Origin of the sequence: Mannheimia haemolytica (assembly GCA_900638155.1) — a bacterium.
Taxonomy (GTDB): domain Bacteria; phylum Pseudomonadota; class Gammaproteobacteria; order Enterobacterales; family Pasteurellaceae; genus Mannheimia; species Mannheimia glucosida.
The window spans coordinates 2,258,131-2,282,257 of sequence record LR134495.1 but is presented as its reverse complement, the minus strand read 5'-3'; the positions used below and the strand labels follow the sequence as shown (position 1 = coordinate 2,282,257).

Genomic DNA, 24,127 nt, shown 5'->3' with positions numbered 1-24,127 from the left:
CTTTACACTTTTACAAGCGGTAATATTTTTTAGAAATATTACCGCTTTTTGTTTTATCAATCATTTTCTTTATCTGTTTTCTGAAAATAAATTGATTTTTCTTTTTTTACATAACATAATGATAATAATTCTCATTAATTTATTTTTTGTTATGTTACCTCGTATTTCCTCTTTTTTAGCTAGCCTTTTTATGGCTTTTTTTCTTTTAGGCTGCTCGGTTTCAACACAATCCCTTAATGAACAAAACGTGGACTCTATCGGCCAAATTATTGATCTGAATACCAATCAAACGATTTCATTTACTGAGCTACTTTCCCGTCTATCTTCTCAAGATTACGTTTTAGTTGGTGAGGAGCATACTCAGTTAATTCACCACCAAATTGAATTGTATTTATTTAATCAACTTACGAAGAAAGCCAAGTTACATTTAATTGCGTTGGAGATGTTAAATGTGGATCAGCAACCTGCGATTGATCGCATTCAGTTTAACCAACCGGTTAATTTATCAGCTACTGATTTAAGAGAGGCAATTCAATGGCAAAAATGGGATTGGAAGATGTATCAAGATTTAGTGGTAGAGAGTTTGCGTTCAAATAGTCGTGTTGTAGCCACTAACTTAACAGATAAAGAGGTTGAAATTTTATTAAATGGGGCAGAGCCATTAAAAGGTTCTGTATCCACTTCCACTGAAGTCAAACAAAAGATTGCACAATTACTGTCCTCAATAAATCACGGGAGTGTTTACCCGATGGAAAATATGGTGGCAGTACAACAATTCCGTGATCGCAGAATGGCAGAAAAATTAGTAAAAAATGCGTTATCGACTAGCTTGCTGATTGCAGGTAACCACCACGTTCGCAAAGATCTTGGCGTTCCGTTGCATACTGCGGAATATGACCGAACAAAAAAAGTAGCGGTGCTAATGCTTAAAACAGAGAGAGAAGGTATTACTTCTTCACAGGCAGATTATCTTTGGGTCACTCAATAAGGAGAATTATGAAATTTAATACAATTACTCGCATTTTGCTTCCGGTGTTGTGTATCGTAGCATCGCAAACTACATTCGCAGAAGAAAAGGCGAAAAATATTATGGAGCTTGATACTGTTACAGTTTATGGCACTGTGGAAAACCCTAATTTTGAGAATTTCAGTAAAGCCGGATCGGTGAGCTCCCGTGCAATGAATGTGAATGCAATGCAAAATTTAGATAGTATTGTCCGCTCTGTCGCAGGTGGTTATACCCAAATTGACCCGGGGCAGGGTGGCGTGAGCGTGAATATTCGTAATATGAGCGGACTCGGTCGGGTAAATACCTTAGTTGATGGCGTGCCACAAACCCAGCTTGGTACATCAGCAAACGGAGGTGGTAAGTTCCACACTGACGGTAACGGGCCAATGAGCCAATTCAGCACTTTAATTGATCAAAATTTTTTAACCCGAGTGGATATTGCGAAAGGTTACAACAATGGTGCAGCCGGGTTGAATGCTTTAGCTGGTAGTGCCAATTTTAAAACGATTGATGTCGAAGATATTCTGCTAGAACAACATAAAGTTGGTGTTTTAAGCCGTTTTAATTATGGCAATAATGATCTAGGTAAAAACGGAATGATTGCACTAGCCGGAAAAGTTGATGTGCTGGAAAGTGGCTCTCTTGGCAGTTTATTGGCTTTTAGCAAAAGTAGTATCAGTCAAAATTATCGGCGAGGTAATGGCACAATGGCAAGTGATTCTGCTTATATGCAAGGGTTAAAAAATCACCCTGAATCTTATATGGGAAAAATTGCCTTTAAGCCAAATCAAGACTCAGAGTTTAAATTGTCCGGACGTCAATATAAAAATAGCTTAGTGGGGCGTAATATTGATAGTGCGACCTATTCCTTAGAATCCAGTTACCGTCCTCAATCTGATTGGATTGATCTGAAATTCCTAACTGCCGTAACAGAAACTAAGCAAGATTTCCACGATGATGCAAAACTATGGACATTAGAAGATGCCTCAACCAAAAACAAAATGTGGATGTTTGATTTGAATAACACCAGCCGTTTTGAGTCAGGGAAATTATCAGCATTATTGACTTATGGTGTAAATTTAATGCGAAATAAATATTCCCGTGATTTACCGGAAAGTAAGAATAATGATGGAGCGATTCGCAATGCAGCTTTTGGGCCGGCAGGTAAGCAAAATATTGATTCCCTTTACCTAGACACTGAATGGAAATACGGTATTTTCACTTTAAATTCAAGTCTTCACTATTCACGCTATCAGTTAAAAGGATATAAGCCAGAATGCGATAGCGATGATATGGATTATTGTTTCCCTTCTTTTGGGTTTGATGTTAATAAAAAACACTACAAGTTGAATCCTTCTGCTACTTTAGCGTTTCAGGTTGTTGATTGGTTTCAACCGTTTGTCAGTTACAAACAAACCTCCCGTTCGCCTAATGTGCAAGAAATGTTTAATACCAGTCGAAATGGCTTGAGTGTGAACCCGTTTTTGAAACCGGAAAGTGCGAAAACCTATGAGATTGGGTTTAATATTCATCAAGATAATGTATTACTCAATAATGATATCTTGGGGCTAAAAGCGGTATATTTTAACTCACGCATTAAAGACTATTTGTATAACCTCTCGTTGTATGGTTGTGGGCCAACAGTATGTCGAAATTCAAGTGATGCTACCAATGCTATACAGTTCCAAATTTATGTGAATCACCCTGAAAAGGTTAAAAATCGAGGTTGGGAAGTTGAGCTGGCTTACGATTCCGATGCTTTTTTTGTCAATGGTAGTTATACCCGAACTGAAAGCACAGCACCCACTTCAAAAGGTGCGACTATTCTTTATGGATTTGGCACTGAAGCTTATACCCAGCTACCAAAAGATTATGCGACTTTGGAGCTAGGGGCTAAATTGCTGGATAAAAAATTAACACTGTCTAGCATTTTTAAATATACAGGCAAAGCGAAACGTGTCGGTATTGATTTAGACGAAGATGGCAACATTATTCACGAGCAGTTACCGAATATTCCGGTGATTATCGATTTATATGCAAATTACAAAGTGAATAAACATTTAACCTTAAAAGTCGGGGTACAAAATGTGATGAACCGAAATTATCTTGATGCCTTAAATGCGTATAACTCTTCCAGCTCAGAAGAGTATGACTCTGATACAGACACCTATCGTTTCACGAATAGTGCCAGAGGTCGAACTTACACACTAGGGGCAGAGGTGCGTTTCTAGCTTGAAAATGGCTTATTTTAACCAATAAGCCATTTTTCTTTCCTGTACTGATGTTGAGATTCAAGGCATAATATCGGGAACGATTAATATTCAGCCGGTGTGTAATATGAAAAAATTTGTGGTTTTAATTTCAGGGAATGGTTCTAACCTACAAGCAATGATTGATGCGCAAAAATCTGCGGATACAAGCGGTCAGATTTGCGGTGTAATTTGCAATAAGGCAGATGCCTATGGGCTGATTCGAGCTAAACAGGCGGGAATCCCGACATTTGTATTTTCTCGTAAAGATTACCAAAGCAATGTGGAAATGGATCTTGCGATTGCCGAACAAATTGAGCAGTTAGGAGCTGAGTTAATTGTGTTAGCCGGCTATATGAAAATTTTAACGCCTGAATTTACGCAACGTTTTGCTGGCAAAATACTCAATATTCACCCTTCCTTATTACCTAAATACCCGGGGCTAAACACTTATCAAAGAGCGATTGAGGCTGGGGAGAGTGAACACGGCACGACCATTCATTTCGTGAATGAAGAAGTGGATGCGGGTGCGGTGGTATTACAAGCCAAAGTGCCGATTTATCCTGAAGATGAGATTGAAGATGTAATGGCTCGAGTGGTTGAGCAAGAGCATCGATACTATCCGTTGGTGATTGAGTGGTTCTGTTCGGGTAGATTAGTTTCTCAGCACGGCAAAGCGTATTTAGACGGTAAACTGTTGCCTACCGGTGGATATGCCGAAGATTAAACGATAGGGTGCATTGCACCCTAACTTTCAGCTAATGCAGGGCAAAGATAATATTGCCCACTGTGAGGGCAATAGCGACAGCCCATTTTCATTTCATACAGATCATCTAATAAACGGCTTTCAGCGACTGCTTTGGCGGACATTTCAGCAAATTTTTTCCCATTTTTTAGCATTAAGATATGATCGGCTTGATTTATCGCCAATGCAGGATCGTGCAAAATCGCAATGATGGTTAAACCTTGTTGTTTCAGCTTTTGTAGTAAGGAAAAAAGCTGATATTGGTGATGAATATCCAAATGGTTAGTGGGTTCATCAAGCAAAAGCCAGCTTCCGCTTAAATCGGCATTCGGTTCGGGAACGAGTTGAGACAGCACTCGGGAAATATGCGCTCGATGTTGTTCTCCCCCTGAAAGTTGTATGCTACTTCTTTCTTTTAATGCGGTTAAAGACATTGTTTCCATAGCCCAAGCGGTTATTTTTTCATTAAATTTTGCAAATTCACTTTGGCGATATGGCTCTCTTCCGAGTTGTACCAATTCTTCTACTTTTAAGGGAAAGGCAATTTGGCTCTGTTGGCTGAGCATTGCCCGTTTTTGAGCCAGAGCATATCCGTTTAAGTCTGTTAAGCGTTGATGTTGATAAAATACGGCACTGTTAGTTTGTGCATTATTACCGCTTAAGGCTTTGAGTAAGGTTGTTTTGCCTGCACCGTTTGGACCGATGATGGCGGTAAATTTTCCTTGTTCAAAAGAGACCTCTTGAATCTCCAGCAACTTTTTTTGTTGATGAACGATGCTTAAATTTTGGCAAGTTAATAAATTGCTCATTAGATATGTTTCCCACTCTTCCATACCATTACCGCAAGGAATGGCGCACCAAATAAGGCGGTAAAAATGCCAATCGGGATTTCTGCCGGGGCGGCTAGGGTTCTGGCAAGGGTATCCGCAATCATTAATAAAATTGCACCGCAAACCAAACTATTGAGTAATAAATGGCGGTGGTTACTGCCTCCCAGTAAACGCATCAAATGCGGAATAACCAACCCGACAAAGCCGATAGCGCCCACACAGGCAACACTTGTGCCGGTTAATAAGGCAACGTAAAACACAAGACGACGTTTGACTTTTGCAATGTCAAAACCAATGTATTGTGCATCTTCTTCACCTAATGTTAAGGCGTTTAATGCACGGTGTTCCCGCCAAATAAGTGGGCTACAAATGAAGACAACGGTAGCCATCATTGCCGCCATTTGCCAATTCATACCGGCTAAAGATCCCATACTCCAAAAGGTTAAACTGCGCAGTTGGTTATCATCGGCAATGTAAATCAGTATGCCGGTTAAAGCACCGCTAAATGCAGCCAGAGCAATACCAATTAATAGCATAATGGCGATATGTAGTTGCCCGTTACGTTGAGAAAGTAGATAAAGCATAAAAGTCACCAGCCAGCCACCTAAAAAGGCGGCAATAGGTAGAGCATAATAGCTGATTGATTCCGGCAATAGTGGCTGAACCATCACAATATATAATGCCGCAGACAATGCAGCCCCCGAAGAAACACCTATAATCCCCGGATCTACTAACGGATTGCGAAACAGCCCTTGCATTGTTGCTCCGCTAATAGCGAGAGCTGCCCCGATGAACAACGCTCCTAGTAAGCGGGGCAGGCGGATTTGCCATAAAATATAGGCTGCACTTTCGCATTCAGCGTTGTTGCAGTGCCAAGCGGATAGGGGTAATGACATCGCCCCTAAATGGGTACAAACCACTAAGCTGATAATTAAAGTGAAAATTAAGGTTAAATACAGTTTCAAAGCGTATCCGTTATTTTAAACAAGGTTGAATAGTGGTGAGAATTTGGTGTGCATATTGAGCAGTGTAAGGCCCAAAGCCCAAGGCATCTAAAATATTGATTGCAAAAACACAGCCTTTTTTGCCCGCTTGTGTATTTGTAAGTTGGGCATATTGTGGGCTGGATTCTGCTAATTTACTGATCGTTGCAGATTCTTTTGCCTGATTGCGGGAGGCTAATAGAATAACATCTGCTTTACTTGCGGCTAAAGCCTCGTTGGAGAGTGGCTTATTGCCTTCGGCATTGAAACTATTGTTGAGATTTAACAAGGTTAAGAAATGCTCACCCACACTCTTTTTCCCTAGCCCAAAGATGCCTTGCGATGCAGTGTCAATTAGCACTAAGGCTTCTTTGTCAGGAGAATGTTGGCTACGAATGTCCGCTAATTTTTTTTCATCTGCCAGAATGATTTCTGTTAATTGTTTTGCCTCTGATTCTGCACCAATCGCCTTGGCAATTTGCTGAATATCCTCACGAATCCCTGCTAAGCTCGGTTTCTCTCCTAAGTGAAGTAATGGAATACCGCTGGCTTTAATTTGCTCAATAACTGCGTTAGGGCCGGCATCAGGGGCTAAAATAATCAAATCTGGGGTTAAAGAGAGAATACCTTCAGCAGAAAGCTGGCGACGATAACCGATTTTAGGTTTTTTCTCCATTATCGTTTGAGGTTTAACTGAAGTGGTATCCACACCGACTAACTTATCAGCTTTTCCTAGTGCTGCGACAATTTCGGAAGCATAGCCCGCAGTTGAAACAATTTTTTCTGCCGCGTTTGTGGTATTTAAACACATTGATAGGGCAATGAAAGAAAAAAGTAAGGTTCTCATTTTATACTCCATTTGATTTTTATCTAAACTCAAATAATAATTATTATTATTTAAGTTTTCAATTAAAATGATATAGTGTTAACATTTTTTTAACATTAAACGGATTAAACTAACTAGAGGATCTAAAATATGCAAATAAAGCAAACTGTATTAGCAATAGCGATTACTCCCTTTATTTCTCAACTCTCCTTAGCTCAAGAAACAAAGATTAGTAGCATTGAACTAGATACTATTGAAGTAAATGAGCAGCAGGAGAACCTACTTAAACAGCAAGCGGTGATGAGCAATGAAGATTTAGTACGTTATAGTACTGATATGGGCGTTCCGCAAACAGGCCGCTTTGGCCCACAAGGGTTTAATATCCGTGGTGTTGAAGGTAATCAAGTGGCAGTAACAGTTGATGGCATATCGCAAGCAGCATCAAATAACTATGCCACCTTTAGTCGCTATAGTTACTACAATAAATCTCGCCCTGAAATCGATACTGAATTAATGAGCGATGTAACCATTGAAAAAGGCTCAAGCACAAACGTAGGCAATGGGGCATTAGGCGGCTCTGTGAACTATAAAACTAAAACCGTAAGTGATATTTTAATGAAAGGTCGCCAATTTGGTGGGATGTTGAAATATACCTATAACGGTCAAAATAAAGAGAATATTGAGACGGCAGGTATTGCTGCGGATGGTCAATATGCGGATGCTTTGGTTATGTATAGCCACCGTCAAGGACACGAAACACAAACAACGTCTAAAGGTCCGGATATTATGGGAAGTGGTCGTGGTTTACCAAATCCTTACAAAAATAATCAATACAGCTACTTGGCAAAATTAGGGCTAAAATGGAATGATGAAAATCGCCTTGAATTAAAAACTTCTAAGCAACGCAGTAAAAACGCCGGTCAAGAGCTTTCTTATTCTACCGTCACATTACGTGATTTTTTGGATGTGCAGGAAATTGAAACTTATGGCGTTACTTATTTATACACTCCAAAAAACAGTATTCTTGAAAATATTAAAGTTGCGGTAACCAAACAGGATACTGAAATTTCAGGTATTAACGATCAAATCACTATTGCCCGTGGTACAAAAACAGATAATACCAAACGGGCTTTTAATACTAAAAATGTTGAAGGTAGCTTAGGTGTTACATTCAAGCCTGTTGATCTAGGTAATACCGAACATAAATTGTCAACGGAATTAGGCTATGGTGTATCTGATTTCAGTTTTGATATGCAAACCTATACAGCAGGCATTACGCCAACCGATCAAAATATGCAGTCTCCGGCAAAAAACAAGTCTTTCCATATTTTGATGGGCGACTCTATTTTACTGACACAAAATCTATCTGCTCATTTAAATGCTCGATATGAGCAGTCGAAATTACATTCGGATGATAATAGTTTGTCAGATAAAACCTTTAACAATTGGGCGGGAGATATTGGTTTAAATTATCAGCTCTCTCCTGTATGGCAAATTGGCTATAAACTCAGCCGTGGTTTTAGAACACCTACCGCAAGTGAAATGTTCTTTAACCGTGAAGTTCAAGGGCGTGGAGCAAGCCAAACTTTCTTAGCAAATACTAACTTAAAACCGGAAACAAGCTTAGGTAATGAAATTTCACTGGTAGGTAATGGTTCATTAGGCAGCTTGAGCGTAACAGCTTATCATACCCACTATAGAAATCTGATTGATCTTGCCACTATTGGTAACAATGTTTACCAATCGCAAAATGTCAACCGAGCTAAAATCAAAGGTGTTGATATTAACGGAACTTTAGACTTAAACACAGCGTGGAATGCAATTCCACAAGGCTTTGAGCTTAATGGCGGATTTGGTTATGCTCGTGGCAAACGTAATGATGGTTCCGACTTACTCACGGTTCAACCGTTAAAAGCATTGTTCGGCATAGGTTATCGAGCTGTGAACAATGACTGGGCGATACACCTAAACGGCACATACACACAAGGCAAAAAAGCAAAATATGCACAACAGTATGCTATTTTAGCAAATACTGGATATTTAAGTTACGATAAATCATTAACCACTTACCCATACTTAAGTAATTCAGCCACCGTATTTGACTTAGTTGCACACAAAAAGTTTGGAGAAAGAGCGATTGTTAAAGTTGGGGTTTATAATCTCTTTAATAAAAAATATTGGACTTGGGATAGTTTAAGAACTATTGGTATAACTAGTCCTGGAGTTGCCAACAGTATAACTGGCGAAGGCTTAAATCGTTACCTTTCTCCAGAGCGCTATGTAATGGCATCAGTGGAGTTTAAATTTTAGAGATAAGCATTAAATGTAAGAGTTAATTTTTACGTACTTATTTCTTTATAGTAATAAACAAGCGGTTAATTTTGGCCCATTTTTTGTAAAAAATTAAACAAATTTAACCGCTTGTTTCTGGATAGTAGATAAAAACAAAATGCTTTCCTATCTGCAATAAACAGCTATTAAAAAGCCACTTATCAGAGCGGACTCATTTTACTTTTTATCTATTTTTGAGGTGTGCAACCTTTATATAAAATTTCACTTGCAGGGCTTTGGATATTTACTGACGCTTTACGGTGGTTGGCAAATTCCATTGGATCACCGTAAAGGCTGAAATTGTTTTCGTCACCAAAGTTAGTGCCGGTTGCATCTGTCGTGTATAGGTTGATCGGCATAAAACGTTTTTTACCGCTTAATTTTGCCTCAGCATAGGTTGGAATACCTTGTTTATTGAAGCCGTATTTCACACTTAATTTTTTGCCGTTTTGGCAGCTATACTTAACAGTTGAGGTTTTTACGGTGCTTTCGTGGGCCTCTCTTGCATCACTTTGTTCACCTGCAGCCTGTGCTAAACCACTTGCCATCATTGCTGTTGTGGCTAATGCCATTAATTTTTTCATACCATTCTCCTAAATGAGTGTTATCCGAATTCAGACAACCTATTTTTTAGAGGTGAAGTTTGAGATAAAGTTCAAAGTTGTTAACATTTTTGAAATAAAGGGATAAAAATGAATGGTTATCTACATTAAAAAAGACCTTATTCTGTGTTGGAATAAGGTCTTGTCTTTTGTGCTACACGTTAGAGGCTAAAATCAACCGCTTGGTGTATTCTTGTTGTGGATTTTCAAAAATTTGAGTGACATCACCGCTTTCCACAATCTCACCTTGGCTCATTACAATCACTCGGTCACTGAGTGCTTTGATTACCGCCAAATCGTGGCTGATGAAAATATAACTTAAGCCGTATTTTTTCTGTAAGCGGTTAAGCAATTCAATCACGGTGATCTGGGTAGAGCGGTCGAGTGCTGAGGTTGGCTCATCAAGCAATACAAATTTTGGCTCTAAAATAATGGCTCGGGCAATTGCAATCCGTTGGCGTTGTCCGCCCGAAAATTCGTGCGGATAGCGGTTAATCATTGCAGGGTTGAGATTAACCTCTTCCAACATTTTCATTACTTTCTCTCGGCGTTCGGCTTTGCTCATTTGAGGGCAATGTACAGTTAAGCCTTCGGCAATAATTTCCCCTACTGTTAAGCGAGGTGAAAGTGAGTTGAACGGGTCTTGGAATACCATTTGCATATCTTTTTTCAGGGCTTGACGTTCGGCTTTATTAAGATTAGCCATATTCTTACCTGCAAACGTAATGTTTCCTCGATAATCCAAAATCTGCATAATGGCACGTCCGAGGGTAGATTTCCCAGAGCCGGATTCGCCTACAATCCCAAGCGTTTCGCCGGTTTTAAGATGAAGTGAAATATCTTTTAACGCATTGAACACCTTTTTCGGCTTGCCGAATAGCGAGCGTTTTAGAATATAATCTACCTTAATATGCTCACCCTGAATCAAGGTTGGTGCATTTGGCGGTAATTCCCCTTTTAAGTTGGTCGGAATCGGGGTAAGTAGCTCCATCGTATAAGGGTGCTGCGGATTAGTGAACACAGTTTCCGTTTCACCACGTTCAATAATTTCGCCGTTTTGCATCACGCAGACCAAGTCACTGTATTTATGTACCAAGCGTAAATCGTGGGAAATTAAGATAATCGCCATTCCCATATCACGCTGTAAGTCGTGCATTAAATCCAAAATTTCTGCTTGGGTTGTCACATCAAGGGCAGTGGTTGGCTCATCGGCAATCAATAAATCGGGTTTATTGATAATTGCCATCGCAATCATAATTCGTTGGAGCTGACCGCCGGAAAATTCGTGCGGATAGCAGATCATTTTCTTTTCCGCATCGGGAATTTTTACTTTTTGCAAAGTTTCCAACACCATTTTTTCCGCTTCGGCATTGCTGATTTGCGGATTATGGGTTTGCACCGCCTCGGCAACCTGCTTGCCAATCGGCATATAAGGGTTCAGCGAGGTCATTGGCTCTTGGAAAATCATACCGATACGATCCCCACGAACGGCTTGCATTGCTTTTTCAGATAGAGTAAGCAAGTTTTGTTCTTCAAAAATGATGCTTGAGCATTCACCGAATGAGACGATATTTTTAGGCAATAACTGCATAATTGCCATTGAAGTAACGGATTTACCCGAACCCGATTCCCCCACAATCGCAAGGGTTTGCCCTTTTTCAATCGAGAACGAGACATTACGCACTGCGTGAACTAATTCTTCGTCCGTTTTTAAATAAACATCGAGATTATTTACTGCTAATAATTCCATTCTAAACCTCTATTTATCTTTTGGATCGAGGGCATCACGCAAGCCATCACCAATAAAATTAAAACAAAACAGTGTTAAACATAAGAAAAAGGCAGGGAAAGCCAGTAGCCAAGGCGAGGTTTCCATTTGTGCCGCTCCGTCGCTTAATAATGCCCCCCAACTGCTCATCGGCTCTTGTGTACCAAGCCCTAAGAAACTTAAGAACGATTCAAACAAAATCAGAGACGGCACTTCAAGGGAGGCATAAACTACCACTAAGCCTAAAACGTTAGGCACAATGTGTCGCCAAATAATTTGACGGCGGGAAACTCCACACACAATCGCTGCTTCCACAAACTCTTTATTTTTAAGTGAAAGAGTTTGACCACGCACAATACGGGCAAGGTTCAGCCACGCTACCATACCGATTGCAATGAAAATCAGGAAAATGTTCTGCCCGAAGAACGTAACCAGCAAAATTACGAAGAACATAAATGGGAATGAGCTTAAAATTTCCAGAAAACGCATCATTACCATATCGACTTTGCCGCCGAAATAGCCGGAAATTGCCCCATAAATGGTGCCGATAAGCACCGCAATTAATGCACCGGCAATCCCTACCATTAACGAAATGCGTCCACCGATTGCAACTCGAACCAATAAGTCGCGCCCAGAAGAGTCAGTACCGAAATAGTGTTGAGATTCAAAATCCGGAGCAATCCCCATCATATTCCAATCGGTATCTTCATAGCTAAACGGCATTAGCATTGGGGCAAAGGTAATAAAAAGAATAATACAACAAAGAATAATCAAACTTGCCACAGCCGCCTTATTTCGGAAAAAACGGCGGCGAGCATCTTGCCATAAACTTCGTCCTTGAATGGTTGAGGTAACCTCAACAAGCGGTTGATTTTTTGAAGAATTTTGCATTTTCCGCTTTACTCCTATGAATAACGAATTTTCGGGTCGATGACCGCATATAAAATATCAACAATCGCATTAAATAAAATCGTGAGCGTGCCTACCAATATGGTTAGGCTTAACACTAATGAATAGTCACGATTTAATGCTCCGTTTACGAATAACTGCCCGATCCCCGGTAAGCCGAACACACTTTCAATTACCATTGAACCGGTAATAATCCCAACAAAAGCCGGGCCTAAATAAGTGATCACAGGCAACAGTGCAGGACGCAAAGCGTGTTTGAAAATAATTTTACGCATTGGCAAGCCTTTTGCCTTTGCAGTACGAATAAAGTTAGAGTGCAATACTTCAATCATTGAACCACGCGTGATACGGGCAATGCCGGCAACATAGCTAATGGTTAAAGAGAGAACCGGTAAAACCATATAATAGAGCTGACCACCGTTCCAACCACCGGCAGGCAACCATTTGAGATAAATTGCAAACACGAGTACCAAAAGTGGAGCGAATACAAAGCTAGGGATAATAATGCCCGTCATTGAAAAGCCCATCACCAAATAGTCCCATTTGCTATTTTGCTTAAGGGCAGCAATCGTGCCAGCGGTTAAACCGATAAGCACTGCAAAAATAAAGGCAGTAATGCCCAGTTTGATCGAAACAGGAAAAGCAGAGGCAATCAGGTCATTAACCGATTGATCTTTATATTTAAAAGACGGCCCGAAATCACCTTTTGACAGATTTTCCATATACAGAAAATACTGCTTATAAAGCGGTTCATTCAGGTGATATTTTGCCTCGATATTTGCCATTACTTCCGGCGGGTAGGCTTTCTCACTGGTAAAAGGGCTACCGGGGGCAAGCCGCATCAGGAAAAAGGAAAAGGTAATCAGAATTAGTAGGGTTGGAATCGCCTCAAGAAGACGTTTAAAAATAAACTTCAGCATAGTACCACTCTTTTTAGTTATATTGGTAGCCAATTAATAGCGTAAATTAAGGGCTTTGTAAAGATATTGATTAGTTATGGCTATTTTTATAATAATTCATTATTCTTAAGCGGTTGTTTTTTTAGCTTATTTTTGTAAAAAATCGGCACTTTAATGCTATTTAAAGTGCCGATTTATTATATGCTTTTTAGTGATTTTTAGACTTTTTTCTTCACTACTAATTGGCTTAATACCACCAATGTTAATGAGAAAATAATCATAATAGTTGCAAGAGCATTCACTTCAGGTGTTACCCCTGTTTTAACCAATGAGAAGATTTTCAATGGTAAAACTTCATAACTTGGGCTTGTCACGAAAGATGAAACAATAACGTCATCTAACGAAATCGTAAAGCTCAACAACCAGCCTGAAATAATCGAAGGCAATGCTAATGGTAAAATAATTTTACGCAAAATGGTTACTTCACTTGCACCTAGGTCTTTTGCTGCTTCTAGCATTTTTCCGTCAAAATCGCTTAAGCGTGATGAAATTGCAATTACCACATAAGGCAAACAGAAAGTAATATGTGCAATTAACAGCGAAATAAAGCCTAATTTAATGCCTAAAATCATAAATAGCACTAACATTGATACCGCCATTACAATATCAGGTGACATCATTACCACGAATAACATTCCACCCACTAGCTTTTTACCACGGAAACGGTAACGGTAAAGCGCAATAGAGGTTAATGCCCCTAAAATGGTTGAAAATGTTGCTGCAAAGAACGCAATAGTTAATGAGTTCACTGTTGCTTGTACAAGCGTATCATTACTGAATAAACGCTCATACCAGTTCCAAGTAAAGCCTTTCCAATTTAAGCCAAAGCGGTCTTCATTAAAGGAATTGATCACTAAAATGATAATTGGAATATAGAGGTATGCAAAAACAACCAACATAAAAAGGTTTCTAAACATCTTTTTCATTATTCAAGCTCCACCTTTTTATTTAATAATTTATTTGCACGATAGTAAACATAAAGCATTAATGCCATTAAGATAGTCAATGCGATACTTACTGCTGAACCTAAAGCAAATTGGTTGGTATTTAAGAACAAGCTCTTAATAATGTTACCTACTAACGGTGTTTTACCTCCACCTAATAAATCTGCCACATAGAACATACCCATTGCCGGAAGTAATACTAATAAACAACCAGCGACAATGCCCGGCATTGTTAATGGAATAGTCACTTTAATAAAACGCTGGAAAGCATTCGCACCTAAGTCTTTTGCAGCTTCTAATAAGCGGTTATCAATTTTCTCGATTGATGAATAAAGTGGCAGAATCATAAAAGGTAATAGAATGTAAACTAAACCAATGATAATCGCGATTTCTGAGTTTAATAAACGCATTGGCTCGCTGATGATACCTAAAGCCATCAAGCTTTCATTTAAAAAGCCTTTTACGCCTAAGAAAATCTTAATGCCATAAATACGAATCAGTGAGTTAGTCCAAAACGGTAGAACTACTAAAAACAGTAAAAACGGACGAATTCTTTCCGGCATTTTGGCAATAAAAAATGCAAAGGGATAGCCGATGATCAAACAGAAAAAGGTGGCAATGCCCGCCATATATAGCGAGTTCCACAATACTGCTGCATAGGTGTCATTAAACAGTGATTTATAAGCATCAAAACTAAATGCAAAGTCCACAAAATACTGACTTTGACGGTTTTCTGTTAAGAAGCTGATGATTAAAACGAGTACGTTCGGCACTAATACGAAAAGTAATAACCAACCGAAAATAGTTGCGACCGCACCATTTTGGAATTTGTTATTCGCCTTCATCGTTTAACACAACCTCCCAGCCTTCATACCAAGTAAGAGCAACTTTTTGTCCCACTTCGTGGTCAATGTTCGGATCGTCTTCATTGAAGAACTCGCTAACCAATACATTCATACCGTTATGATCTAATCTCACGCTAGACTCTAATGTCATACCTTTGTAGTTACGGTCGATAATATGACCGATAATTGCTTTCGAGCTTTCGTTTTCGTCTAACTCCTCAATCACAATATCTTCAGGGCGTAACAATACTTTTAATTTTTGGTTCGGCTGAACCTCTAAATCTTCCACTTTGATATTGCAAATGCGACCTTCTACGTTTGCTTTTACATTAGTTGCATCAACACGCTCAATTACAGTTGCATCAAAAACGTTAATTTCGCCGATGAAACGAGCTACAAATAAGTTACTTGGCTCTTCGTAAATCTCACGTGGTGTACCGTCTTGAGCGATTTTACCAGCGTTCATTACGATAATACGATCAGACATGGTTAAGGCTTCTTCCTGATCGTGGGTCACAAAAATAAAGGTAATGCCTAATTGACGTTGCAATGCTTTTAATTCATTTTGCATCTCTTTACGCAATTTATAATCTAACGCAGAAAGCGATTCGTCTAACAACAATACTTTCGGTTTATTTACCACCGCACGGGCAATTGCAATACGTTGTTGCTGACCACCGGAAAGCTGAGCTGGTTTTTGTTGAGCACGATCTTCTAAACGCACCATACGTAATGCTTCCATAACACGTGGCTCAATTTCTGAATTTGGTACTTTTTGCATACGCAACCCGAAAGCCACGTTTTCAAAAATAGTCATATGTGGGAAAAGAGCATAGCTTTGGAACACGGTATTTACCGGGCGTTGCTCTGCCGGAACGTTAGAAACATCTTGCCCATCAAGAATAATTGAACCCTCAGTTAAATCTTCAAAACCGGCAATTAAACGTAACGCAGTTGTTTTACCACAACCGGAAGGGCCTAAAATTGTTAAAAATTCACCATCGTTAATGGTTAAATTTAAATTTTTAAGAATCGTTTTACTACCGTAGCTTTTTGTTACATTTTTAAGCTCAATGATAGCTTTCTGTTCTACTTTTTCCATCTACTGTTTTTTTCCCTTAAATTAAAAAGAAAAGGAGTTATAAAATCAGGCATTTGCCCCCAAAAAATCAACTTATAATGATATAGCTAAAGGGGCAAGATGGAAAGGAAAAATTTAGATTTTAGGGATTTTTCTCTGATGAACAAGCGGTCGGATTTTCAAAGTTTTTTGCAAAATTTCCTGAAAATTCGACCGCTTGTTTTCTTTCCGTTAAAATAGTTGTAAAAATTACTTTTGAATAGATTCAATGAAACTCAACTCTCAACAACAACAAGCGGTGGAATACACTCAAGGGGCTTGTCTCGTGCTAGCAGGTGCCGGTTCGGGTAAGACTCGGGTGATTATTAATAAAATCGCACATTTAATTGCACATTGTGGCTATTCGCCAAAGCAGATTGCGGCGGTAACTTTTACCAATAAAGCCGCCCGTGAAATGCGTGAGCGGGTGGCACATTCTATTGGCAAAGAAAACAGCAAAGGCTTAACGATTTCAACCTTTCACACCCTTGGGTTTGAAATTTTAAAACGGGAATATAAATTACTCGGTTTTAAATCGGGTATGACCTTGTTTGATGAGCAGGATCAAATCGCCTTACTGAAACATTTATTGCCTGAAAATGTGGCGGAAGATAAAGATCTGCTGAAAGCCTTAATTGCCACTATTTCTAATTGGAAAAACGATTTGCTTTCACCTGAAATGGTCATTTCTCGTGTGCGTGATGAACGTGAGCGGGTGTTTTCGCATTTTTATCAACTCTACCAAAATCAGCTTAAGGCTTATAATGCGTTGGATTTTGATGATTTGATTATGTTGCCGGTGTTGCTGTTTCGCCAATTTCCCGAAGCAAAATCTCGTTGGCAACAGAAAATTCGCTATTTGTTAGTTGATGAATATCAAGACACCAACACCAGCCAATATGAGCTGATTAAACTGATTGTCGGCAACGAGCCAAACTTTACGGTCGTGGGCGATGATGACCAATCCATTTATTCGTGGCGTGGGGCGAAGCCTGAAAATATGCAACGGTTACGGGAAGATTTTGATTTGCAAGTGATTAAACTTGAGCAAAATTACCGTTCCAGCCAGCGGATTCTGCATTGTGCCAATATTCTGATTGATAATAACGATCACTTGTTTAGCAAGCGGCTGTTTTCAGAACTGGGGCAAGGGGAAAAATTACAGGTCATTGAGGCAAAAAATGAGGAACACGAAGCGGAACGCATTGTGGGCGAGCTGATTGCCCATCGTTTCTCGAAAAAGACCAAATACAAAGATTATGCAATTTTGTATCGAGGCAACCATCAATCCCGCTTGTTGGAAAAATTGCTAATGCAAAACCGCATTCCGTATAAAATTTCGGGTGGTACGTCATTTTTTGCTCGAGCGGAAATCAAAGATATGATGGCGTATCTGCGGTTGGTAGTGAATCAAGACGATGATGCAGCTTTCTTGCGTATTGTGAATACGCCGAAACGGGAAATTGGGGCTGCAACGCTAGAAAAATTAGGCATACTTGCTAATGAAAAGCAGATCAGTTTGTTTGAGGCGATTTTTGATTTTGAACTCATACAACGCCTCATGCCAAAGCCTTACCAAGCCTTACAGGATTTTGCCCGCTGGATTGTGGAAATTGCCGATCAAGCCGATAGATCCGATCCGATTGAAGCAGTAAAAGATCTGTTGGCGAAAATTCAGTATGAAGCCTATTTGTATGAAATGGCGGCGAACCCAAAAGTAGCGGAAATGCAAAGCCGTAATGTGCAGACCTTGTTTGAATGGGTGCAAGCGATGTTAGAGGGCGATGAAATAGAGCCTCCGATGAATTTGGTGCAAGTGGTAAACCGTTTAACCTTGCGAGATATGCTTGAACGTGGCGAAGAGGACGATGAAGCTGACCAAGTCCAACTAATGACACTGCACGCCTCAAAAGGGTTGGAGTTTCCGCACGTTTTTTTAATCGGTATGGAAGAGGGGATTTTACCGCACCAAACCAGCCTTGATGAAGACAATGTGGAAGAAGAACGGCGTTTGGCTTATGTCGGCATTACCCGAGCCCAACAAACGCTCACGTTTTCACTGTGTAAAGAACGCCGCCAATATGGCGAAATCATCAAACCTGAGCCGAGCCGTTTTTTACTGGAATTACCGCAAGACGATGTAGTGTGGGAAAGTGAAAAACCGAGAATGACTGAACAGGAAAAAGAGGCGAAATCTTCAGCCAATATTGCGAATTTAATGGCGATGTTGAAGGCGAATAAGAAATAATGGGATAACAAGCGGTCTGATTTTGGTAAAAATTTGCAATTTTTTGTCAGAAACAGACCGCTTGTAAACAATGATTATTCCTCTTCGGTAAAGCGTTTGGCTTTATAAGTCGGATTCATTAAGTTCTCAATCGAGAGAATATCATCGAGCTGTTCTTCGGTGAGTAAGCCTCTCTCAAGCACAACTTCTCGTACACTTTTGCCGGTGGTTGCACAAATTTTGCCGACAATATCACCATTATGGTGGCCGATAAATGGATTGAGGTAGGTCACAATACCAATAGAGCTGAACACATAGTTTTGGCAGATGTCACGGTTAGCGGTAATGCCGTCAATACATTTATCACGTAGATTAATACACGCATTGGAAAGCAGCTCGATAGATTCAAACATTGCTTGCCCGATAACCGGCTCCATTACGTTAAGCTGTAATTGCCCTGCCTCTGCTGCAAAAGTAATAGTCGTATCGTTACCAATCACTTTAAAGCACACTTGGTTCACCACTTCCGGCACAACAGGGTTTACTTTTGCCGGCATAATAGAAGAACCGGCTTGTAATTCCGGAAGATTAATTTCATTTAAGCCGGCACGTGGGCCTGATGAAAGTAATCGTAAGTCATTACACACTTTAGAAAGTTTGACGGCGGTGCGTTTTAATGCTCCGTGAACCATTACATAAGCACCGCAGTCTGAGGTTGCCTCAATTAAATTTTCAGACAGTGAACAAGGTAGTTGCGTGACTTCGGCTAAATATTTGACTGCAAGAGTAGAGTAACCCTCTGGCGTATTCAGACCAGTACCGATAGCGGTTGCGCCTAAATTCACTTCAAGAAGCAATTCTGCCGTCCGTTTAAGGTTACGAACCTCTTCATCTAATAATACGGCAAAAGCTTTAAATTCCTGACCGAGTGTCATTGGCACGGCATCTTGTAACTGCGTTCTTCCCATTTTTAGTACATCGGAAAACTCAGTGGCTTTATTTTCAAATGCAGTTTGTAGGTAAGTGATTTTATTGATTAATTTAGTGATACTGTTATAAACTGCGATGCGGAAACCGGTTGGATAGGCATCATTGGTGGATTGGCTTGCATTAACGTGATCCATCGGATTGACAATATCATATTTACCTTTTTCCTCGCCCAAAATTTCTAATGCAAGGTTGGCAATCACTTCATTGGTATTCATATTCACCGATGTGCCGGCTCCACCTTGATAAACATCTGAAGGGAATTGATCGAGACAGCGTCCTTTCACTAGCACTTCATCACAAGCTGCCACAATAGCTTTGGCAATTTTTTTCGGGATTGCACCAAGTTCCCCGTTTGCCAGCGCAGTGGCTTTCTTTACCATGACCATTCCACGCACAAATTCAGGCACATCAGAAATAGTAACGTTCGAGATATTAAAATTCTCAATCGCTCTTAATGTATGAATGCCCCAATAAGCACTATTAGGTACTTCTCTTTCACCAAGTAAATCGTGTTCAATACGCACATCTGACATATTCATCTCCTTAAAATAAATGACAATCGATTTTGGTAGATAATAACGATTTTAATAGACAAATAATGCGATCTAAATCAAATTTTTTGTGAGCGGACTAGGATATAAATTGGGCTTTCAGATTAGAAAAACTAATGATAAATTAATATGATGATAAAGCTAAATAAAAGTAAGGCAAGCCAATCAGCCAAGCAAAAGTAGAAAGCACAACAGCGACATGGAAATACCAATGTTGGGTTTTATGGCGAAAGTATTTCATACCTAGGTAAACACCGATAGCCCCACCTAAGAGGCAAAAAGAGAGGAGAGTAATTTCTGGTACTCGCCATTCTTTTTTGATGGCTTTTTGTTTGTCGCTATACATTAAATATAAGGCACTTAGGTTCATTAAGACAAAGTAGATAGGCCAAAATAGTTGCATTTGCATTCCTCAATAAAAATTTAACCGCTTGCAGATCAGTTACTACAAGCGGTCAATTTTAGCATTTATTTTGCAAATTAGCGGATTTCAACTTGCTCGCTACCGGTGCCTAAGTCTTCAATTTTACCGATGACCCACGCATTTTCGCCACTTTCTTTGAGAAGCGTAAGGGCTTTCTCGACATCTGCTTCAGGTAAGGAAATCACCATTCCAACACCGCAGTTGAAAGTACGGTACATTTCATAGCGGCTGATATTGCCTTTTTCCTGCAACCAACTAAATATCGCCGGCCATTGCCAGCTCGATTCATCAATCACCGCTTTGGCAGATTCCGGCAACACGCGTGGAATATTTTCCCAGAAACCACCACCGGTTAAGTGAGCGATGGCGTGAACATTAACTTCTTCAACTAATTTGAGGATTGATTTCACATAAATTTTAGTAGGGGCTAATAAGTGTTCGCTTAAGGGTTTATCTTCCAATAAATCGGTTGCAGGGTTCGATTGGCTGACTTCCAATACTTTACGAATTAACGAATACCCGTTGGAATGCGGGCCACTAGACGCTAATGCAATTAAGGCATCGCCAGTTTTCACCGTTGAACCGTCAATGATTTTAGATTTTTCTACCACACCGACACAGAATCCGGCTAAATCATAATCGCCTTCGTGGTATATTCCCGGCATTTCAGCCGTTTCACCCCCCACTAAAGCACAGCCTGAAATCACGCAACCGTCTGCAATGCCTTTGACGACATTGGCGGCTACATCGACTTCTAATTTACCGGTAGCGTAATAGTCTAAGAAGAAAAGCGGTTCAGCACCTTGCACCACAAGGTCGTTCACACACATAGCCACTAAATCTTGCCCGATAGTATCGTGTTTGTTTAAGTCAATGGCTAAGCGTAATTTTGTGCCAACGCCATCGGTGCTGGAAACTAAAATCGGCTCTTTGTATTTGGTTGGTAAAGCACATAAAGCACCAAAACCACCTAATCCGCCCATTACTTCAGGGCGACGGGTACGTTTAACATCAGACTTGATTCTTTCGACTAACTCGTTTCCTGCGTGAATATCAACGCCGGCATCTTTGTAACTTAGTTGTGTGTTGCTCACTTTAACCTCAACAGTAAATGACTAAAAAACGAAGCCATTATAGCACAAGCAAACGTTTGCGGAATGAAAAAGTGAAAATAAATAGAATGGATTTGATGAATTAGGGGGAAGCTAATTCCCCCTGCAAGCGGTTAAGTTTAGCTGATTTTTTTCGCCAACATTGTCGCAAAACGTAGTTGAATGCGGTTGCCGTTTTCATCAGTTTTGTGTAAATGTCCTAAATCTTCGTTATATTTGACTAATTCCCAACCTTGATAATAATCGGCGAGCTCGCCTTCTTTGAAGGTAAAGGAGAACGGCATCGGGCAAGGGTAGTCATCGGTACTCATTGCACATACGATTAAGTTATAACCGCCGACTTTAGTGTTTTTCTGCATATTCTCAATAATGGCAGGAATGCGTTCACGGTTTAAGAACATCATTACAACAGTGGAAATAATCAGGTCATATTCACCGTTTTGCGAGCCGATAGTTGCCTCGTTAATATCATAAACAGCGGTAGTAATGTTTTGAGCTTGTTCTTTTTCGATCATATAGTTGAGAAAATCGATGCTTTCCTGATTATGATCAACGGCGGTAACATCAAAACCCAGTAAATTCAGATAAAGTGCATTGCGTCCTCGTCCACAGCCTAAGTCTAACGCTTTGCCACCTTTGATATAATTGACGGTATTCAGCACTTCTGAATGGGTGGTGGTTAGATTATATTTTTTAGCAAAATAATCTTCCGGTTTGCAGTAGAAAGCCAACTGGCACTCTAAATCGTCAGAGAGGGCTTCAACCTTGTGCCAAAGTTGAGGTTCAACCATTGGGCGTTGGTGGTTTGCATCAAAAATATCTTCCTTGATAATTTCTCCCTCTTCGGTTAATTCATAATATTTGAGAGAACCTTTGAGAATGGTGAGTTTTGCCCAAGTTCCGACTTTGGTGTTGTGTTTTTCTTGGAACATTTGTGGTAAGGTCGCTTTTGTCCACACCGGCATTTGTTTGTAGCAAATTAAATTTTCCATTTTGTTTCCTTTTTTCAGTCAAACATAAACGGGAAAATTTTAGCACTGTTTTAAAAACAGGGAATAAAAAATCCGACTAAAAAAGTCGGATTTGATCAAATTTCTGTTAAATATATTGTTAGTCAATGCTAACGCTTCTAAATTGGCGACCAAAATAGACAAGGCTGTGGTTTGGTTCTACGTCAATATGGCTTAGTTCGACTACAAAAATGGTGTGAGTGCCGACAGAATGAGCATCAACAATATTGCCTTGCAAAGCGGAAATTGCACTGCGTAAAACGGGTTGATTGTCAAAGCTGTTGTTCCAAATATCCCAACTAAAACGCTCTTCCATCGTGCTTTCTAAAATAGCAGCAAAATGTTTTGCCAAGTCTTCTTGTTCGTGGCTTAACACATTAACGCATACTTTGCCGTTTTGTTGGATAATATCGTGAACGTGGCTGTTTTTATTAATGCAAAATAAGAGCGTTGGTGGGGAATCGGTAACGGAACAAACAGACGAAACCGTCAGCCCTGCTTTTCCGGCTACGCCATTGGTTGTCACAATGCTCACCGCAGAAGATAAGTGAGCCATTGCTTCACGAAATTTAAGCGAGGCTTCTATTGGTTGATTAGTGTCGATATTAGCCATTTTTTCTCCTTTTTATTTTTCTTATTCTTTCCAAACAACGTGATATTCACGGTTTTCTTCATCGTGCGAAATTAAGAAACGGGCGAATACATCGTCCATCTCATCTTGTTCATTGACTAAGCCAACCCAAACTTCAGCAAAGGCATCAGGGTCAATTAAAGTGCCGATTTCTTGATCCCAGTCTTCGGAAGTTTCAACCATTTCCACTGCACCACGCTCTTCAAATTGGAGGTTGAACAGTAAAATATCGGCAGGATCTAAATTTTCGCCTGCCATTTCTAAGAAAATATCGTAGGCAATATCAATGGCTTCATCAGGGGTTAATTTTTTCATATTGTGATTCTACTCAGATTGTTAAAAAAGTGTTAGATAGATAAATTTTATTTTATGAGTTTTAGTTATAAAACACAAAAGATTATGTTTGAATGAGACGGCTTGTCACCATTCCGGCATTTTTCTCTTTTAAAATCTGCCAGCTTTCAGGTAAATTTAACGGAGCGTGATTTTTTTCGGTTTCTACATACAAAATTGCATTTGGGGCAAGCCAGTTATTTTCTGCCAGTAAGTTTAGCACTTGAGGTACAAACCCTTGATGAAAAGGCGGATCGATAAATACGATGTCAAACGGCTCAGCGCTATTTTTTTGTGCTAAATAGGCGAGGGTGTCGGTGTGGATAACGCTACCTTGTTCGGATTTTAATGCTTGGAGATTTTTCTTTAACTGGTTGGCAGCATTTGCAAATTTTTCCAAAAAAACGACCGCTTGTGCTTGGCGGGAAAGGGCTTCAATGCCCAGAGAGCCACTGCCTGCAAAGCAATCAAGACAGCGTGAGTGAGCAATGTCGTGCATTAACCAGTTAAACAGCGTTTCTTTTACTCTATCGGTTGTCGGGCGAAGCCCCTCGGCATTTAGTACAGGTAATTTTCTGCCTCTCCACAGTCCGGCGATAACCCGTACTTCGCCCATTTGCTGAACAGATTGGGGGGAATTTCGATTTTTTTTCATACTCACTAAAGGAAAATAAGGGATTTTTTGATAGACTATGTAAGTTTAGTCTATTTTTACGAGAAATGAGAGAA

22 protein-coding genes are annotated in these 24,127 nt (G+C 39.9%); 5 read left to right on the top strand and 17 right to left on the bottom strand.

The window, feature by feature from the left end:
• Nucleotides 1-151 precede the first annotated feature (151 nt).
• The 3 genes from EL242_RS11120 to purN all read left to right on the top strand — a co-directional run bounded on the left by EL242_RS11120 (nucleotide 152) and on the right by purN (nucleotide 3,985).
• Nucleotides 152-988, top strand: a complete 837-nt coding sequence (locus EL242_RS11120) for a ChaN family lipoprotein (RefSeq protein ID WP_126302632.1) — start codon at nucleotides 152-154, stop codon at nucleotides 986-988.
• Nucleotides 989-996: 8 nt separating this feature from the next.
• Nucleotides 997-3,240 (top strand): TonB-dependent receptor domain-containing protein, encoded by a 2,244-nt coding sequence (locus EL242_RS11115; protein WP_126302631.1) that lies wholly within the window; start codon nucleotides 997-999, stop codon nucleotides 3,238-3,240.
• Between the two features lie 106 nt (nucleotides 3,241-3,346).
• A complete protein-coding gene (gene purN / locus EL242_RS11110) occupies nucleotides 3,347-3,985 on the top strand; it encodes a phosphoribosylglycinamide formyltransferase (protein ID WP_126302630.1) in 639 nt (212 codons plus the stop codon).
• A gap of 20 nt (nucleotides 3,986-4,005) precedes the next feature.
• Here the strand turns inward: purN and EL242_RS11105 are convergent, their stop codons facing one another.
• The 3 genes from EL242_RS11105 to EL242_RS11095 are packed head-to-tail and all read right to left on the bottom strand — an operon-like array spanning nucleotide 4,006 to nucleotide 6,663.
• Nucleotides 4,006-4,812, bottom strand: a complete 807-nt coding sequence (locus tag EL242_RS11105; protein WP_126302629.1) for an ABC transporter ATP-binding protein — start codon at nucleotides 4,810-4,812, stop codon at nucleotides 4,006-4,008.
• On the bottom strand, nucleotides 4,812-5,798 hold the full coding sequence (locus EL242_RS11100; RefSeq protein WP_126302628.1) for a FecCD family ABC transporter permease: 987 nt from the start codon (nucleotides 5,796-5,798) through the stop codon (nucleotides 4,812-4,814). Before EL242_RS11100 ends, EL242_RS11105 begins: the two co-directional genes overlap by 1 nt.
• 10 nt (nucleotides 5,799-5,808) lie before the next feature.
• Nucleotides 5,809-6,663 (bottom strand): heme/hemin ABC transporter substrate-binding protein, encoded by an 855-nt coding sequence (locus tag EL242_RS11095; RefSeq protein ID WP_232019674.1) that lies wholly within the window; start codon nucleotides 6,661-6,663, stop codon nucleotides 5,809-5,811.
• 129 nt (nucleotides 6,664-6,792) lie between these two features.
• On the opposite strand from EL242_RS11095, the gene EL242_RS11090 reads away from it, so the two are divergent.
• On the top strand, nucleotides 6,793-8,952 hold the full coding sequence (locus EL242_RS11090) for a TonB-dependent hemoglobin/transferrin/lactoferrin family receptor (RefSeq protein WP_126302626.1): 2,160 nt from the start codon (nucleotides 6,793-6,795) through the stop codon (nucleotides 8,950-8,952).
• Nucleotides 8,953-9,161: 209 nt separating this feature from the next.
• On the opposite strand, the gene EL242_RS11085 is transcribed toward EL242_RS11090, so the two are convergent.
• The 7 genes from EL242_RS11085 to potA all read right to left on the bottom strand — a co-directional run bounded on the left by EL242_RS11085 (nucleotide 9,162) and on the right by potA (nucleotide 16,102).
• Nucleotides 9,162-9,557, bottom strand: a complete 396-nt coding sequence (locus EL242_RS11085; protein ID WP_172595363.1) for an adhesin — start codon at nucleotides 9,555-9,557, stop codon at nucleotides 9,162-9,164.
• Between the two features lie 172 nt (nucleotides 9,558-9,729).
• Entirely contained in the window at nucleotides 9,730-11,325 is a 1,596-nt protein-coding gene (locus tag EL242_RS11080) for an ABC transporter ATP-binding protein (protein WP_126302625.1), read from the bottom strand.
• Between the two features lie 9 nt (nucleotides 11,326-11,334).
• Nucleotides 11,335-12,234 (bottom strand): oligopeptide ABC transporter permease OppC, encoded by a 900-nt coding sequence (gene oppC / locus EL242_RS11075; RefSeq protein ID WP_006249918.1) that lies wholly within the window; start codon nucleotides 12,232-12,234, stop codon nucleotides 11,335-11,337.
• Between the two features lie 14 nt (nucleotides 12,235-12,248).
• Nucleotides 12,249-13,172 (bottom strand): oligopeptide ABC transporter permease OppB, encoded by a 924-nt coding sequence (oppB, locus tag EL242_RS11070; RefSeq protein ID WP_126302624.1) that lies wholly within the window; start codon nucleotides 13,170-13,172, stop codon nucleotides 12,249-12,251.
• Nucleotides 13,173-13,369: 197 nt separating this feature from the next.
• Nucleotides 13,370-14,137, bottom strand: a complete 768-nt coding sequence (gene potC / locus EL242_RS11065; RefSeq protein ID WP_126302623.1) for a spermidine/putrescine ABC transporter permease PotC — start codon at nucleotides 14,135-14,137, stop codon at nucleotides 13,370-13,372.
• A complete protein-coding gene (gene potB / locus EL242_RS11060; protein ID WP_006249921.1) occupies nucleotides 14,137-15,000 on the bottom strand; it encodes a spermidine/putrescine ABC transporter permease PotB in 864 nt (287 codons plus the stop codon). Before potB ends, potC begins: the two co-directional genes overlap by 1 nt.
• Nucleotides 14,987-16,102, bottom strand: coding sequence for a spermidine/putrescine ABC transporter ATP-binding protein PotA (potA, locus tag EL242_RS11055; RefSeq protein ID WP_126302622.1), 1,116 nt, complete (start codon nucleotides 16,100-16,102; stop codon nucleotides 14,987-14,989). Before potA ends, potB begins: the two co-directional genes overlap by 14 nt.
• Before the next feature lie 247 nt (nucleotides 16,103-16,349).
• Between potA and rep the strand changes: the two genes are divergently transcribed.
• Complete coding sequence (gene rep, locus EL242_RS11050) at nucleotides 16,350-18,368, top strand: DNA helicase Rep (RefSeq protein ID WP_126302621.1); 2,019 nt, start codon at nucleotides 16,350-16,352, stop codon at nucleotides 18,366-18,368.
• Between the two features lie 74 nt (nucleotides 18,369-18,442).
• Here rep and aspA read toward each other — a convergent pair whose 3' ends face one another.
• The 7 genes from aspA to rsmD form a co-directional block, all read right to left on the bottom strand.
• Entirely contained in the window at nucleotides 18,443-19,870 is a 1,428-nt protein-coding gene (aspA, locus tag EL242_RS11045) for an aspartate ammonia-lyase (RefSeq protein ID WP_126302620.1), read from the bottom strand.
• A gap of 142 nt (nucleotides 19,871-20,012) precedes the next feature.
• Nucleotides 20,013-20,291 carry a DUF1294 domain-containing protein gene (locus EL242_RS11040; protein WP_172595362.1) on the bottom strand — a complete coding sequence of 93 codons (279 nt, stop codon included), beginning with the start codon at nucleotides 20,289-20,291 and terminating at the stop codon, nucleotides 20,013-20,015.
• A gap of 77 nt (nucleotides 20,292-20,368) precedes the next feature.
• Nucleotides 20,369-21,406: a phosphoribosylformylglycinamidine cyclo-ligase gene (gene purM, locus EL242_RS11035; protein ID WP_126302619.1), complete on the bottom strand. Its 1,038-nt coding sequence runs from the start codon at nucleotides 21,404-21,406 to the stop codon at nucleotides 20,369-20,371.
• Nucleotides 21,407-21,543: 137 nt separating this feature from the next.
• A complete protein-coding gene (gene tehB / locus EL242_RS11030; RefSeq protein ID WP_126302618.1) occupies nucleotides 21,544-22,416 on the bottom strand; it encodes an SAM-dependent methyltransferase TehB in 873 nt (290 codons plus the stop codon).
• A 118-nt stretch (nucleotides 22,417-22,534) separates the two neighbouring features.
• Nucleotides 22,535-23,047 carry a 4-hydroxyphenylacetate 3-monooxygenase, reductase component gene (gene hpaC, locus EL242_RS11025; protein WP_126302617.1) on the bottom strand — a complete coding sequence of 171 codons (513 nt, stop codon included), beginning with the start codon at nucleotides 23,045-23,047 and terminating at the stop codon, nucleotides 22,535-22,537.
• 21 nt (nucleotides 23,048-23,068) lie between these two features.
• Nucleotides 23,069-23,380 (bottom strand): HI1450 family dsDNA-mimic protein, encoded by a 312-nt coding sequence (locus tag EL242_RS11020; protein WP_006252147.1) that lies wholly within the window; start codon nucleotides 23,378-23,380, stop codon nucleotides 23,069-23,071.
• 82 nt (nucleotides 23,381-23,462) lie between these two features.
• Nucleotides 23,463-24,053, bottom strand: a complete 591-nt coding sequence (gene rsmD / locus EL242_RS11015; protein ID WP_126302616.1) for a 16S rRNA (guanine(966)-N(2))-methyltransferase RsmD — start codon at nucleotides 24,051-24,053, stop codon at nucleotides 23,463-23,465.
• Nucleotides 24,054-24,127: the final 74 nt, after the last annotated feature.

What these genes read in the sequence shown, in the direction of transcription:
- EL242_RS11120 (WP_126302632.1), top strand. Translation starts at nt 152, where the DNA reads ATGTTACCTCGTATTTCCTCTTTTTTAGCTAGCCTTTTTATGGCTTTT.
- EL242_RS11115 (WP_126302631.1), top strand. Translation starts at nt 997, where the DNA reads ATGAAATTTAATACAATTACTCGCATTTTGCTTCCGGTGTTGTGTATC.
- purN (WP_126302630.1), top strand. Translation starts at nt 3,347, where the DNA reads ATGAAAAAATTTGTGGTTTTAATTTCAGGGAATGGTTCTAACCTACAA.
- EL242_RS11105 (WP_126302629.1), bottom strand. Translation starts at nt 4,812, where the DNA reads ATGAGCAATTTATTAACTTGCCAAAATTTAAGCATCGTTCATCAACAA.
- EL242_RS11095 (WP_232019674.1), bottom strand. Translation starts at nt 6,663, where the DNA reads ATGAGAACCTTACTTTTTTCTTTCATTGCCCTATCAATGTGTTTAAAT.
- EL242_RS11090 (WP_126302626.1), top strand. Translation starts at nt 6,793, where the DNA reads ATGCAAATAAAGCAAACTGTATTAGCAATAGCGATTACTCCCTTTATT.
- EL242_RS11085 (WP_172595363.1), bottom strand. Translation starts at nt 9,557, where the DNA reads ATGAAAAAATTAATGGCATTAGCCACAACAGCAATGATGGCAAGTGGT.
- EL242_RS11080 (WP_126302625.1), bottom strand. Translation starts at nt 11,325, where the DNA reads ATGGAATTATTAGCAGTAAATAATCTCGATGTTTATTTAAAAACGGAC.
- oppC (WP_006249918.1), bottom strand. Translation starts at nt 12,234, where the DNA reads ATGCAAAATTCTTCAAAAAATCAACCGCTTGTTGAGGTTACCTCAACC.
- oppB (WP_126302624.1), bottom strand. Translation starts at nt 13,172, where the DNA reads ATGCTGAAGTTTATTTTTAAACGTCTTCTTGAGGCGATTCCAACCCTA.
- potC (WP_126302623.1), bottom strand. Translation starts at nt 14,137, where the DNA reads ATGAAAAAGATGTTTAGAAACCTTTTTATGTTGGTTGTTTTTGCATAC.
- potB (WP_006249921.1), bottom strand. Translation starts at nt 15,000, where the DNA reads ATGAAGGCGAATAACAAATTCCAAAATGGTGCGGTCGCAACTATTTTC.
- potA (WP_126302622.1), bottom strand. Translation starts at nt 16,102, where the DNA reads ATGGAAAAAGTAGAACAGAAAGCTATCATTGAGCTTAAAAATGTAACA.
- rep (WP_126302621.1), top strand. Translation starts at nt 16,350, where the DNA reads ATGAAACTCAACTCTCAACAACAACAAGCGGTGGAATACACTCAAGGG.
- aspA (WP_126302620.1), bottom strand. Translation starts at nt 19,870, where the DNA reads ATGTCAGATGTGCGTATTGAACACGATTTACTTGGTGAAAGAGAAGTA.
- EL242_RS11040 (WP_172595362.1), bottom strand. Translation starts at nt 20,291, where the DNA reads ATGCAACTATTTTGGCCTATCTACTTTGTCTTAATGAACCTAAGTGCC.
- tehB (WP_126302618.1), bottom strand. Translation starts at nt 22,416, where the DNA reads ATGGAAAATTTAATTTGCTACAAACAAATGCCGGTGTGGACAAAAGCG.
- hpaC (WP_126302617.1), bottom strand. Translation starts at nt 23,047, where the DNA reads ATGGCTAATATCGACACTAATCAACCAATAGAAGCCTCGCTTAAATTT.
- EL242_RS11020 (WP_006252147.1), bottom strand. Translation starts at nt 23,380, where the DNA reads ATGAAAAAATTAACCCCTGATGAAGCCATTGATATTGCCTACGATATT.
- rsmD (WP_126302616.1), bottom strand. Translation starts at nt 24,053, where the DNA reads ATGAAAAAAAATCGAAATTCCCCCCAATCTGTTCAGCAAATGGGCGAA.